This is a genomic window from Pontibacter fetidus, from assembly GCF_010119545.1.
GTDB classification, from domain to species: Bacteria; Bacteroidota; Bacteroidia; order Cytophagales; family Hymenobacteraceae; genus Pontibacter; species Pontibacter fetidus.
In genome coordinates this window covers 1-13,057 of sequence record NZ_JAAEAA010000018.1, presented here as the reverse complement: position 1 = coordinate 13,057, position 13,057 = coordinate 1, and the positions used below count along the sequence as shown (strand labels likewise).

Genomic DNA, 13,057 nt, shown 5'->3' with positions numbered 1-13,057 from the left:
TCCCCGGCCAGAAGTAGTGAGCTGACCGGGGACTTTACAGTATATTGCTTGTTACAGTTTATGTGCTTATAGTATGATTGCAATAGGATGAACCACCCATCATACTGCCTGTACTACTGCAAGTGCAACCGATAATTTTGCCTTCCCTGTCTTTCTCAAAGCTGCAACTACTACAATTATTACCAGCACACGAATGCTTTTCTCCTGGCATATATAAGTAACTAACCTGATCTCTTGTACTGGCAAATGAGAAGATAGAAGCTTTTTCAGTATTAGCTTCAGGTTTGTGGGCAACAAGCTCTATAGCTACAGATAGTTTAGTACCATCTTTAACCGCTGAAGCAAAAAGGTAACGATACATACCATTTTGAGCTACCTGGGCCTCAATTACTTCAATTTTATGCACTTCAGTCCCCATATACATCTCACTCACAGATTTCCGGGCAATCTCGATAAGTTTAGCTTTTGGCGCCACTTTAAACTCATTGTTTACAGAAACAGCGATTACGCCTTCCGAAAAAAAATCATCTTCACTTTTTAATGAGTTTTCGCAACTGGGAAAACCAGCTAATAAGGTTAAGTAGCCGAGTAAAGTAAGAACGTATCTTATTTTCATAGTACATATAATTTAGTTTCCCTAAGTATTAGTCAGTCAAACGAAATAATATTTTTTTTAGTTTTAAGTGCAATAAAATATAAATATAATATCAAAATTTACAAAATACAAAAGCAAGTATTATATCTCATCAACTTCATTATTTACGTGTAGCTGAAATCATTTTTCTGGATAATTCTGATTTTGAAGCAACTCAATAACTTCCTCATCGCTCACCTGGTAAAATTCCTGGTAAAACTGGCCTACGGCATAAAAATCAGGAGGGGCAAGCAGGCAAATCATATCATCAACCATAGCACCAATATGCTCCACTGCCGAGGGTGGTGCAACCGGCACGGCTACAACTATCTTCTTGGGCTGTTGTTTTTTTACAAGGTTAATGGTGGCAATCAGCGTATTTCCGGTAGCAATGCCATCGTCCACAAGTATAGCAATACGGTCTTTCAGAGGCTGCGGCGTGCGGTTGCCCATAAAGAGTTTATACTTTTCGAGAAGCACTTTACGGACACGTTCTGTTTCGGCTTGGATATATGCTTGCGGCACATTGATCTGCTCGTTAATCTGAACGCTGTCGAGGCTAACGGAGCCAATGGCAAATTCGGGGTTAGAAGGATGACCAATCTTTTTTGAAAGTATAACCTCCAGGGGCATGCCCAGGCTTTTAGCGATAATGGCACCGATCGGAACACCGCCACGTGGTATAGCCAGCACGACACCATCCTGTCCTTTGTACTTAGCCAGTTTTTCTGCCAGCAGCAAGGCGCCTTGCTCGCGGTTACGGATCATGTGCATACATACCAATTAAAATATTACGCCTGATAAACTATAGTTACCTTACAGCAAGTAAGATCAAACGATAGTTACAGGTACTTTTTAAACCAGTTGGTGGCTAATTCAGCTACTTTTCCCAAGGTACCGGGCTCTTCGAAAAGGTGGGTGGCACCGGTTACAATTTCCATTTCCTTTTCGCATTGCAGTCGGTCGAAAGCTTGCTGATTCATGTCGAGAACCGGTTCGTCGTTACCACCAACTATAAGTAAGGTTGGTGCCTTTACATGGGGCAATATTTCATCTGCCAGGTCTGGCCGGCCACCCCGACTTACCACCGCTTTTATAACGTCGCCGCCAAGTGCGGCCGCAGCTCCTAATGCCGACGCTGCTCCGGTGCTTGCCCCGAAAAGCCCAAGGTTAAGCTCGTTAATCAGTAAATTTTCCCTGATCCAGTAAGCAGCATCAACCAGGCGTTGGGTTATCAGCGGTATATCGAAACGTGCCTCAGGATTCTGGTCTTCTTCAGGTGTAAGCAGGTCGAAAAGCAAAGTGGCAAAACCAGCTTCCTGTAGTTGTTCCGCCACAAACCGATTACGTTTACTGAGCCGGCTACTACCACTTCCATGCGAAAAAACCACCAATCCTGTTGCTCCTTCCGGCACGATAAGGTCACCGGTTAGTGAAATATTATGTACATTTAGCTGCACCGTTTCGTTAAAAGTATAGTTCGCCATCGCTCTATAGTTTAGTGCATAGGTATTCACCAAAGGCTACCTATTTTGTACGACCTGGCTATGGCGGGGTTAGGCCGTTCACGACTCTAATTCAAGGCTTTACGTATTCCTGACAAAACACTTGATGTATGCAAAAACTACTATGGATGCTTTTTATCTGGCTTCTGATAAGCAGTTGTAATTCAGAACAAAGCACAACCCAAAACACAACTATAGATCAGGGTATAGATTCGCTTGAAGCTGTAGAGGAAGAACCAGAGCGAACATCCGATACACCTACTCAGGACACGGTTGCTTTTCGGGCAGCATTTACACAATTCTTTACAGCTTTACAGGCATCTGACACGGCAACTATAAATCAGTTTATACATCCGAAGTATGGCTTGTGGGTAATTGAGCAACCGGGCGCTTTACCTAAAATGACGCAGGTTACCAACATTAGCACCTTTAAACGCGAATACCAGAACCGTTCTTTTTTTACAGTGCGGGATGAAGTAAAAGTATGTGATCTGAAAGAGGAAGCATGGCCAACATTTGACTGTGCCGACGTGGATTACGACAAGAAAACGTCGGGCTTTTCAAAAGATGGCTGTTTCGTGGCCGGCCCCGGCAAATTCCAGAAAACCGGCTACTGGGATTACGCCGGCCTTTCTGAAAACCAGCTTCAAACTATAAAATCTACCTTACCATTTGTACAAAAGTCTGTACTGCACACGGCAACCTCCTTCGAGTTTCATTTTGGGTTTATAGATGGCCACTGGCGACTGCTGTTCACCAAACTCATTTACCCGTGCAGCGCATAATTCAGTTAGAAAGTTTAGAAGTTAAAAAGTTAAAATGGCTTACTGGTATGTAGCCAGACTTTACAATTATCAGTACATGAATCAAACTATAAAGTGTTCTGCGTACACGTACTACAGTTACTAAACCTTACTTATTCAAATTACAACTTTCTAACTCTTTAACTCTATAACTTTCTAACTATAAACATGGCCTACTACCGACGATTTGATTATCCGGCACCAGACCCGGCTATACTTGCCCGGCTCACCGAACAGCAACGCGAAATGCAGGAACGTATCATTATCCAAAAACCTGATTTCGAACTGAAACTGATTGCCGGCTGCGACTCGTCTTTTATCGGGGAAGACCAGATACTTTCAGCGTTTATACTTCTCTCCTACCCAAACCTGGAAGTACTGGAAAAAGTATGGCATGTGGGAACTGTGGAGTTGCCTTATGTCCCCGGTTTCCTGGCCTTCCGCGAGGCTCCCAACCTGCTAAAAGCCTACGAAAAACTACAACAAAAGCCCGATTTTATTATGGTGGATGGCCACGGCATTTCGCACCCTCGCCGCCTCGGTATCGCGACACATGTAGGCATACATTTAAACAAACCAACTATAGGTGTAGCCAAAAAAGTGCTGGTCGGTAAGTATAAAGAACCTGCTGTTACCAAAGGCTCAGTTTCCCCACTCATTTATAAAGATGAGATCATCGCCAACGTGCTCCGTACCAAGGATAATGTAAAGCCTGTCTTCGTCTCCCCCGGCCACCTCATGGACCTGGAAACTGCCACAACTATAGCCATGGCCTGCACCACTAAGTATAAATTACCGGAGCCTACGAGGTTAGCAGACCATTATGCAGCGGTGTTTAAAAAGGATGTCTGAATCAGGATTTGCAGGATTAAGAAAGATTTTCAGGATTGATAATGTATTCTAAAAAGTAAGAATTATTTGATTTTAAGATTTAGCTATGCAGCAGTTTGATGATATTACTTTCAAGATTATTGGTAGTGCAATGAAAGTGCATAATACAATTGGAAGTGGTTTTCAAGAGGTAATCTATCAGCGGTGCCTTGCTTTGGAAATGCAAAAAGCAGGTTTAATCTTTGATCGTGAGAAAGAACAAATGATTTTTTACGATGGCGTCGAAGTGGGTACCAGAAGGGCAAATTTTATTGTTGAAAACTCGGTTGTTGTCGAACTGAAAGCCATTGTCAATCTAGAGGACCTTCATTTAGCTCAAGCAAAAAACTACACCGTAGCCGACAACTTCCCTATTGGGCTCCTCATCAACTTCGGTGCACTTAGCCTGCAATACAAGAAGGTATTTAATAATAGACCTAAGCAGTAGAGAATATAAAGGCAATTTCATTTTCAATGATAGAATCTAATTTATAGTATCAAATCCAAAAAGACATTATCAATCCTGTCTATCCTTCCTCATCCTGCAAATCCTGATTCAGACATTTTGGCCGATTCTCGCAATTTCACCACGTTCAAACCTGTCATAATTACATAAAAATCACCTTTAAACACCATTGGTTTACCCTTTGCTTTAGGTCTCGTAGAATTAAAAACTATAGGAAAACAGGCAAAGCGATATGAATTTTAATAATTATACCATCAAAGCCCAGGAAGCCATCCAAAAGGCAACCGAGATAGCAGGCGGCAACCAGCAGCAGGCTATCGAGACCGGGCACATTTTAAAAGCAATACTGGAGACCGACGAGAATGTAACCAACTTCCTGCTCCAGAAACTGAACATCAACGGCAACATCCTGCATACCAAGCTTGACGAGATTGTAGCTGGCTACCCGAAAGTGAGCGGTGGCAGTCCCTATCTGGCCAACGATGCCAATGCAGCCCTGCAAAAAGCAACCTCTTACCTGAAGGAATTTGGCGATGAGTATGTGGCTATCGAGCATATGCTGCTGGGTATATTGGCTGGCCGCGACCGTGTGGCTGGTTTGATGAAGGATGTTGGGTTTAATGAAAAAGACCTAAAGAAAGCAATAAAAGAGCTTCGTGGTGGTGCCAAGGTAACCGACCAGAACGCCGAAGCTAAGTATAACTCACTGAAGCGTTATGCCCGCGATCTGAACGAAATGGCCCGCTCGGGTAAAATAGATCCGGTTATTGGCCGTGATGAAGAGATACGCCGTGTACTGCAGATCCTGAGCCGCCGCACCAAAAATAACCCGGTGCTGTTAGGTGAACCTGGCGTAGGTAAAACAGCTATAGTTGAAGGTCTGGCACAGCGAATAGTATCGGGCGACGTGCCGGAAAACCTGAAGAATAAGACGCTGATGAGCCTGGATATGGGCTTACTGGTAGCAGGTGCCAAGTACAAAGGCGAGTTTGAAGAGCGTTTGAAAGCGGTTATTAAGGAAGTGGTGGATGCCGAAGGCGATATCGTACTTTTCATCGACGAGATCCATACATTGATTGGTGCCGGTGCGGGTGGCGAAAGTGCCATGGATGCTGCCAACTTACTTAAACCAGCGTTGGCGCGTGGCGAACTGCATGCCATTGGTGCTACTACCCTGAAAGAATATCAGAAGTATATCGAGAAAGATAAGGCACTGGAGCGTCGTTTCCAGGCGGTAATGGTGGATGAGCCAAGCGTACAGGATGCTATTTCTATCCTTCGCGGTATCAAAGATAAGTATGAGCTACACCACGGGGTTCGTATTAAAGACGATGCCATTATAGCTGCTGTAGAGTTATCAAGCCGTTACATTACCGACCGTTTTTTACCGGACAAAGCCATTGACCTGATGGACGAAGCGGCGGCAAAACTACGCATCGAAATCGACTCGCTTCCGGTGGAACTGGACGAAATTCAGCGCCGCATTATGCAGCTGGAGATCGAGCGTGAAGCCATTCGTCGTGAAAATGACAAGGACAAGGAAACGATCCTTTCTAAAGAGATTGCCGAGTTATCAACCAAGCGCGATGACCTGAAAGCCAAGTGGCAGAACGAAAAGCAGATCATCGAGGGCATTCAGAAGGAGAAAGAGAACATTGAGAACTATAAACTGGAAGCCGAACAAGCTGAACGCAGCGGTGACTATGGCCGTGTGGCGGAGTTGCGTTACGGCAAAATTCAGGAAGCGGAAGCGAAGCTAAAAGAGCTACAAGAGCAGGTACACCAGATGCAGGGCGAAAACCCGATGCTGAAGGAAGAGGTGAACTCGGAAGATATTGCCGAAGTAGTTGCCAAGTGGACTGGCGTGCCGGTAAGCAAAATGTTGCAATCGGACCGCGAAAAGCTACTGCACTTAGAGCAGGAACTGGGCAAGCGTGTAGCAGGCCAGGAAGAAGCGATTGAAGCTATTTCGGATGCCGTGCGCCGTAGCCGCGCCGGTATGCAGGACCCGAAACGCCCTATCGGTTCATTCATTTTCCTGGGTACGACCGGTGTGGGTAAAACCGAGCTGGCCAAAGCCCTGGCCGATTACCTGTTCAACGACGAGAACGCCATGGTGCGTATCGATATGAGTGAGTACCAGGAACGCCATGCCGTGAGCCGTATGATCGGAGCGCCTCCGGGCTATGTGGGTTACGATGAAGGTGGCCAGTTAACGGAAGCCGTTCGCCGCAAGCCATACTCTGTGGTACTACTGGACGAGATCGAAAAAGCGCACCCGGATGTGTTCAACATTCTGCTGCAGGTGCTTGATGATGGCCGACTGACCGATAGCAAAGGCCGTGTGGTTAACTTCAAGAACACGATCATCATCATGACCTCGAACATTGGTTCGCATATCATTCAGAGCAATTTCGAAACCATGGATGAGTTTAACCACGACGAGGTAATTGAGCGTACCAAAGATGAAGTATTTGAATTGCTGAAAAAATCCGTACGGCCCGAGTTCCTGAACCGAATTGATGAGCTAGTGATGTTCCGTCCGTTGAGCCGTGGCGATATCCGCAAGATCGTTCAGATACAGTTTGGCCACATCCAGGATCGTCTGGACGAAGCTGGTATCCGACTTATCGCAACTGATGAAGTGTTGGATTACCTGGGCGAACAAGGTTATGATCCGCAGTTCGGTGCCCGACCATTGAAGCGTGTACTACAGCGCCAGGTACTGAACGAATTATCGAAAGAGATACTGGCCGGAACTATAAGCAAAGACTCAGTAGTAGAAGCGGTGCTGGAGAATGGCAAGATCAAATTCAATAACATTGATGTAGAGATTCCGACAGAACGGTAAGTATAGATACAGTTTAAAGTATAGCTAAAATGAAAGCGTCAGACCGGATTGGGCTGGCGCTTTTTTGTTATTGTAAACTATACTTCTTCTATATAATCTTTCCACTTTATTTCACGTACAAAACATAACTTACTCCGCCCTTACATCTATCATCTCCTAAACCCTGGATGTACATACTCCTGTTTCATTTTAGGGCTATATCCCATGAAAACGTTGCTGTTTCTGCTGTTGTTGTTACCTGTAACTATAGCTGTAAATGCGCAGGCCATTCCTTCTGCTAAAGCAACATACGCCAACTGGCTATACTTAAATAACAGCAACCATGTACTGAAAGGAGTAATTCTGGCCACTGATGATTCAACCGTTCTGTTTATTGACAGATCTTTTTTGGTGGCGGGCAAAGTAATACCTTCCTACCAGTTGCAGGTCATCCCCATTGCTATGATTGAAAAAATAAAATTCAGGAAAAGAAACAGCTTGGCAAAAAGCACATTGCTGGGTACAGCAGCCGGCGCAGCAGTTGGTGCTATAGTTGGTTACGCCAGCGGCGATGATGAATGCTACTCTACAGGGGGGTGGTTTGACTGTATGTTTGTTTATTCTGCTGAAGAGAAAGCAGGCCTTGGAGCCGTAATTGGCATTTTACCTGGCATGACAATAGGCTTGTTGCTAGGTAGCAGCCGGAAAACCATCCATATAAATGGAGACCAGGGCGTATATGTTTTAACTCGTGATGAGCTTAGAAAATACACATTGTCTGGTGAATAAACTATAGTTCTTTTACCAATATCCTAATCCTCAGCTTTAACTATAAGTCCTCTTAGGGCATGCATGCACCACCTGGTAATGTTTTATAGTTAATTACCACCTATTAACCTGGCACAACACAAACCGTATAATTACCTGAATTTTAAAAACTTACCACAAAAGCTATGAAAAAAACGTTAATTATTCTTGCGGCTGGCGCCCTTGTATTCGGCACTGCCTGCACCAGCACCGACACAACTACAGATACCACTACTGACTCGACCACAGAAACAACCACCGAAACTACCACGGACACAATGGCGGCAACCGGAGGTATAACCACAGAAGCCGGAGTGGCCACTACCATGACCAATATGGACGATGCTACTTTTATGTCGACGGCGGCCAGCAGCAGCATGATGGAAATGCAGCTCAGCAACATGGCCCTACAGAAAGCCAAAGATGCCAAAGTAAAAGAGTTTGCGCAAATGATCGTAGACCATCACACCAAAGCCAACCAGGACCTGAAAACTGCCGCCTCTCAGCTAAACCTAACGGTATCGGAGGTTATTATGCCGATGCACCAGAAAATGATAGACGAGCTGACAAACTATACTGGCTCGGGCTACGACGAAAAGTACATGGACCTGATGGAAACTGCGCACAAAGAAGATATCAGGATGTTTGAAGCCAAAAGCGTAAATGCAAGCAACCCAGCCGTAAAAGACTTCGCCCTGAAAATGATACCTACCCTGCGCTCACACTACGAAATGGCTACCAACATTGAAGACACAGTAGACTAACCATAAACTATACTTATACCTGCAAGGCTGGCTACAATAACAGTAGCCGGCTTTGTTGTTTATAGTGCGTACTATAGTTTTTTAGCTGCTAAGCCGGTGGCGCCAATGGCGGTATAACTTAATCAGATGTACCCGCGAGATATCATAAAACATGGCCACAACAAGTAGCCCGGCAGGTATCAGAAAAGTATAATGTTGCAGAAAAGCGTAACTATAGCCGCCACCAATTGCCCCACCCAGAAAGAAAAGGATGATCATTAACCTTAATACAATGCGCTGCCGCAAGCCGGTTTTTTGCAAAGCAACCGGCAAGGTAGCTGCCGCCAGGTCTATGCCCAGGTCGGTAAAAATACCGGTTAAGTGTGTCGTACGAACCACCGAGCCTGATATCATCGAAACCATGGCATTCTGCAAGCCCATCGCAAACAGCAGACTCCCGGCAAAAAGCTCTTTTTGTAACAGGCTGCCATCGTAACGGTAACCATACAGCCCGTTCAAAAAAAGTATAATTATCTCTATAAGTATAGGTATAGTATAAGCAAACACCTGGTTACGACCAATTCTGCCAATTATAAAACTCGACGAAAAAGCACCTAACAGAAAAAGGAACATCCAAAGCCCGATAATGCGCGCCAGTTGCAGGTCGCCTTGTGCCAGGCTCTCGGCAAAGTATGCTACATGGCCAGTAACATTGGTTGTAAGCACTGCAAAAGCCAGCAAACCGGCTACATTCACAAGCCCGGCCGTAAGGCAAAGTATAGCTGCCAGCCTGATGTTGTGCTTAAAATTTCTGCGGTGCCCTACGTGTCGTAACATGCGCAAAAGGTAATAATTTTCAGAAGATGATACCTTTATTTAAGATATTTTCTGGTAACAAAATACTTCTGCTTGCTATCGGCAGGCAGGCTATTGCATTTCAAAGTATAAACATCTAATTTACCGCTTACATTATACTTTACTTAGAACCAATCACCTTGTCTTCTGTATTTTATACTTACCTGCAACTGGGCTTTCATCATATTTTTAACCTGAAAGCCTACGACCACATGCTGTTCCTGTTCGCGTTGTGCGCTATTTATACTTTAAGCGACTGGCGTAAAGTGCTTGCCCTGGTTACAAGTTTTACCATCGGGCACTCCATTACACTGGCCTTATCCACGTTCAACATCATTAAATTTGATACCGGGCTTATTGAGTTCCTGATACCGGTTACCATTTTTATTACCTGCGTTACCAATTTCTTTAAACTGAAAGGCGCGGCCAGCAAACAACATACAATTTTCTCGATGCACAACCTGATGGCTATATTTTTCGGGCTGGTGCATGGCATGGGCTTTTCTAATTACCTGAAAGCGTTACTGGGGCGCAACAGCGATACCTGGCTGCAACTGCTGGCCTTTAATGTGGGAATTGAGCTTGGCCAACTGCTCATCGTTTTTATACTTCTGATTGTGGCCGCGCTTATGCTGAACCTGTTTAATGCCAAGCGCCGCGACTGGATCATGGTACTTTCAAGTGCGGCGGCTGGCATCTCATTGATTTTGATGATGGAAACCAGTATCTTTTAATTCTGAAACTTTACTTTACAACCAACTATACTACTTAACCTTAACTCACCTCTAACTAAATGAAAAACCTACTCACAGGTTTAGTCTTTATCGGATTGGCAGCCGGGCCTTTTGCAGCTATGGCACAAAGCAACACCGATCAGTCTAAATTTAAGCAGTTGCAGCAGGAGCTTCCAACGCCAAACACCTACCGTTCAGCATCGGGTGCTCCGGGCCACCAGTACTGGCAGCAACGCGCCGACTATAACATTAAAGTTGCCCTGAACGACGAAAACCAGTCTATTACCGGCTCCGAAACGATAACCTACACCAACAATTCGCCGGACGTGCTTACGTATGTGTGGCTGCAGCTGGACCAAAATATTTTTGAGCCAAACTCGATGGCTAACGCTACCCGCACAGGCAACCTGAACGAGAAGATGAGTTTGCAGGCGGTAGAGTACATGACCCGTGAGAAATTTGATGGTGGCTTTAAAATTAAAGCAGTAAAAGACCGCAATGGCAAAGCGCTGAAGTATACCATTAACAACACTATGATGCGCGTTGACCTGCCATCTGACCTGAAACCAAAACAGAGCTTTACCTTCAGCATCGATTGGTACAATAACATCAACGACCAGAAAGCATTGGGCGGCCGTTCAGGGTACGAGTTCTTTCCGGGCGATGGTAACTACCTGTACGAAATGGCGCAGTGGTTCCCGCGCATGGCTGTTTATGACGACGTAAACGGCTGGCAGCACAAGCAATTTTTAGGCTCTGGTGAATTTGCCCTTCCGTTCGGCGACTATAAAGTAAGTATAACTGTACCAGCCGACCACATAGTTGGTGCCACCGGCGAACTACAGAACGCAAGCCAGGTACTTACATCTACACAACAGAAGCGTTGGGCCGATGCTGCAAAAGCAGATAAGCCACTGGCTATAGTTACCCAGGATGATGCCACCAAAGCTGAAAAGAGCAAAGCCAAAGGCACTAAAACCTGGGTTTATGCTGCTAAAGATGTGCGCGACTTTGCCTGGGCAAGCTCCCGTAAGTTTATCTGGGATGCAATGAACGTGAAAGTTGGCGGCAAAAACGTGCTGGCTATGTCGTATTACCCGAAAGAGGCTAACCCGCTTTGGGGACAATATTCAACCGAATCAGTAGCGCACACACTGAAAGTATATTCAAAGCATACTATAGATTACCCTTATCCGGTTGCTATTTCGGTACACGGCCCGGTGGGTGGCATGGAGTACCCGATGCTTTCGTTTAACGGTTACCGCCCCGAGGCTGACGGTACGTATTCTGACCGCACCAAGTATGGCCTTATCACCGTTATCATTCACGAAGTAGGCCACAACTTCTTCCCGATGATCATTAACTCGGATGAGCGCCAGTGGACCTGGATGGACGAAGGCTTGAACACGTTTGTGCAGTATTTAGCTGAGCAGGAATGGGAACGTAATTACCCATCAGGGCGCGGCGAACCAAGCAAAATCACCGACTACATGAAAGGCGACAAAAGCATGCAGGTTCCGATCATGACAAACTCTGAATCGGTGTTGCAGTTCGGTAACAATGCCTATGGCAAGCCAGCAACAGCGCTAAACATCCTTCGCGAAACCGTAATGGGCCGTGAGCTATTTGACTATGCCTTTAAAGAATATGCCAACCGCTGGGCCTTTAAACACCCGATGCCGGCAGACTTTTTCCGTACCATGGAAGATGCCTCAGGCGTAGATCTTGACTGGTTCTGGAGAGGCTGGTTTTACACAACCGACCACACCGATATCGCGATTGAAAATGTTAAGTGGTATACGATAGATTCTCAGAACCCGGAATTTGTGAACGCCCAGAAGCGTGCCGAGCAAAACAAAGCTCCTAAAACGTTATCAGAGCAGCGCAACCTGAAGGATATCCAGAAAACACGCGTAGAGCTAAGACCAGAACTGAACGACTTTTACAACAGCTATGATGAGTTGGCTGTCAGCGCAGCCGATCAACAGAAATATCAGTCGTTCATGAGTGGCCTTTCGCCAAAACAAAAAGAGATCCTGAATTCGGGCCTGAATTTCTATGAGGTAGGCTTCAGAAACCTGGGTGGCCTGGTTATGCCACTGATCGTGAAGATGACCTTTGAAGATGGTACCGAGGAAATAGTAAATGTACCTGCCGAAGTATGGCGTTATAATAACGAGGAGATCACAAAGGTATTCGTTACAGAAAAGCCGGTTGTAAACTTCGAACTAGACCCATACCTGCAGACTGCCGACACGGAACTGTCGAACAACTACTTCCCTCGCAAAATGGCACCAAGCCGCTTCGAGATCTTCCAGCAGGAGCGCAGCCGTCAAAACCCAATGCAGCGCCAACGCAACGCTACCCAGAATAACAGCAACTCAAACTCAGGTCGCTAAGATCTATAGTTTAAACTTTATCAAACGCCTCCGGAGATTATCCGGAGGCGTTTTGTTTTATCTGTATCAGGATTTTGAGGATTTGAAAGGATAAGCAGGATTTTAAGACCTTGTAACATCCGGAGGTCTTATGGGCATTTGATTTAAAGTTTTATAGTTGCTGTTTTTACCTCTCCTCACCCCAACCCTCTCCTAAAAACAGGAGAGGGAGTTTCTGCCTATGTTATAATAAGCGTTATAGTTTCATAGTTGGCGTTATTCATCCCCCTGCCCCCTTGGAAGGTAGGGCCGTTAAGTTCTATTTTTCGTAAACTAATATGTTTAGGAAAGGGGGAGCAGATGCAAAATAGTGAAGTAAGTTTACTAGCCTGTCTGCGTGAGGTACCTGATTTTCGTCGCCCGCAAGGCCGA

Annotated in this window: 12 protein-coding genes; 8 read left to right on the top strand and 4 right to left on the bottom strand. The window is 45.4% G+C overall.

Annotation, left to right across the window (positions count from 1 at the left end; all coding sequences use genetic code 11):
• Positions 1 to 58: 58 nt before the first annotated feature.
• From GWO68_RS13695 to GWO68_RS13685, 3 genes are all read right to left on the bottom strand, one after another.
• Complete coding sequence (locus GWO68_RS13695; RefSeq protein WP_162347029.1) at positions 59 to 616, bottom strand: hypothetical protein; 558 nt, start codon at positions 614 to 616, stop codon at positions 59 to 61.
• Positions 617 to 775: 159 nt separating this feature from the next.
• The gene (locus tag GWO68_RS13690) at positions 776 to 1,402 is read right to left on the bottom strand and encodes a phosphoribosyltransferase (RefSeq protein ID WP_235942070.1); all 627 of its coding nucleotides are present in this window, start codon (positions 1,400 to 1,402) and stop codon (positions 776 to 778) included.
• Between the two features lie 74 nt (positions 1,403 to 1,476).
• Entirely contained in the window at positions 1,477 to 2,121 is a 645-nt protein-coding gene (locus GWO68_RS13685; protein ID WP_162347027.1) for a dienelactone hydrolase family protein, read from the bottom strand.
• Positions 2,122 to 2,249: 128 nt separating this feature from the next.
• Here GWO68_RS13685 and GWO68_RS13680 point away from each other — a divergent pair, with 128 nt between their 5' ends.
• The 6 genes from GWO68_RS13680 to GWO68_RS13655 all read left to right on the top strand — a co-directional run bounded on the left by GWO68_RS13680 (position 2,250) and on the right by GWO68_RS13655 (position 8,679).
• A complete protein-coding gene (locus tag GWO68_RS13680; protein WP_235942069.1) occupies positions 2,250 to 2,924 on the top strand; it encodes a hypothetical protein in 675 nt (224 codons plus the stop codon).
• A gap of 186 nt (positions 2,925 to 3,110) precedes the next feature.
• Positions 3,111 to 3,794 carry a deoxyribonuclease V gene (gene nfi, locus GWO68_RS13675; protein WP_162347026.1) on the top strand — a complete coding sequence of 228 codons (684 nt, stop codon included), beginning with the start codon at positions 3,111 to 3,113 and terminating at the stop codon, positions 3,792 to 3,794.
• 85 nt (positions 3,795 to 3,879) lie between these two features.
• The gene (locus tag GWO68_RS13670; protein WP_162347025.1) at positions 3,880 to 4,260 is read left to right on the top strand and encodes a GxxExxY protein; all 381 of its coding nucleotides are present in this window, start codon (positions 3,880 to 3,882) and stop codon (positions 4,258 to 4,260) included.
• A gap of 250 nt (positions 4,261 to 4,510) precedes the next feature.
• Positions 4,511 to 7,129, top strand: coding sequence for an ATP-dependent chaperone ClpB (gene clpB / locus GWO68_RS13665; protein WP_162347024.1), 2,619 nt, complete (start codon positions 4,511 to 4,513; stop codon positions 7,127 to 7,129).
• A 204-nt stretch (positions 7,130 to 7,333) separates the two neighbouring features.
• Positions 7,334 to 7,897, top strand: coding sequence for a hypothetical protein (locus GWO68_RS13660; protein ID WP_162347023.1), 564 nt, complete (start codon positions 7,334 to 7,336; stop codon positions 7,895 to 7,897).
• Positions 7,898 to 8,061: 164 nt separating this feature from the next.
• Positions 8,062 to 8,679, top strand: coding sequence for a DUF4142 domain-containing protein (locus GWO68_RS13655; protein WP_162347022.1), 618 nt, complete (start codon positions 8,062 to 8,064; stop codon positions 8,677 to 8,679).
• A gap of 81 nt (positions 8,680 to 8,760) precedes the next feature.
• On the opposite strand, the gene GWO68_RS13650 is transcribed toward GWO68_RS13655, so the two are convergent.
• Positions 8,761 to 9,495 (bottom strand): YoaK family protein, encoded by a 735-nt coding sequence (locus GWO68_RS13650; protein ID WP_162347021.1) that lies wholly within the window; start codon positions 9,493 to 9,495, stop codon positions 8,761 to 8,763.
• A gap of 158 nt (positions 9,496 to 9,653) precedes the next feature.
• Between GWO68_RS13650 and GWO68_RS13645 the strand changes: the two genes are divergently transcribed.
• Positions 9,654 to 10,247, top strand: a complete 594-nt coding sequence (locus GWO68_RS13645) for a HupE/UreJ family protein (protein WP_162347020.1) — start codon at positions 9,654 to 9,656, stop codon at positions 10,245 to 10,247.
• A gap of 59 nt (positions 10,248 to 10,306) precedes the next feature.
• Positions 10,307 to 12,646 carry a M1 family metallopeptidase gene (locus tag GWO68_RS13640; protein WP_162347019.1) on the top strand — a complete coding sequence of 780 codons (2,340 nt, stop codon included), beginning with the start codon at positions 10,307 to 10,309 and terminating at the stop codon, positions 12,644 to 12,646.
• Positions 12,647 to 13,057: the final 411 nt, after the last annotated feature.

What these genes read in the sequence shown, in the direction of transcription:
- GWO68_RS13660 (WP_162347023.1), top strand. Translation starts at nt 7,334, where the DNA reads ATGAAAACGTTGCTGTTTCTGCTGTTGTTGTTACCTGTAACTATAGCT.
- GWO68_RS13670 (WP_162347025.1), top strand. Translation starts at nt 3,880, where the DNA reads ATGCAGCAGTTTGATGATATTACTTTCAAGATTATTGGTAGTGCAATG.
- clpB (WP_162347024.1), top strand. Translation starts at nt 4,511, where the DNA reads ATGAATTTTAATAATTATACCATCAAAGCCCAGGAAGCCATCCAAAAG.
- nfi (WP_162347026.1), top strand. Translation starts at nt 3,111, where the DNA reads ATGGCCTACTACCGACGATTTGATTATCCGGCACCAGACCCGGCTATA.
- GWO68_RS13690 (WP_235942070.1), bottom strand. Translation starts at nt 1,402, where the DNA reads ATGATCCGTAACCGCGAGCAAGGCGCCTTGCTGCTGGCAGAAAAACTG.
- GWO68_RS13640 (WP_162347019.1), top strand. Translation starts at nt 10,307, where the DNA reads ATGAAAAACCTACTCACAGGTTTAGTCTTTATCGGATTGGCAGCCGGG.
- GWO68_RS13650 (WP_162347021.1), bottom strand. Translation starts at nt 9,495, where the DNA reads ATGTTACGACACGTAGGGCACCGCAGAAATTTTAAGCACAACATCAGG.
- GWO68_RS13680 (WP_235942069.1), top strand. Translation starts at nt 2,250, where the DNA reads ATGCAAAAACTACTATGGATGCTTTTTATCTGGCTTCTGATAAGCAGT.
- GWO68_RS13655 (WP_162347022.1), top strand. Translation starts at nt 8,062, where the DNA reads ATGAAAAAAACGTTAATTATTCTTGCGGCTGGCGCCCTTGTATTCGGC.
- GWO68_RS13685 (WP_162347027.1), bottom strand. Translation starts at nt 2,121, where the DNA reads ATGGCGAACTATACTTTTAACGAAACGGTGCAGCTAAATGTACATAAT.
- GWO68_RS13695 (WP_162347029.1), bottom strand. Translation starts at nt 616, where the DNA reads ATGAAAATAAGATACGTTCTTACTTTACTCGGCTACTTAACCTTATTA.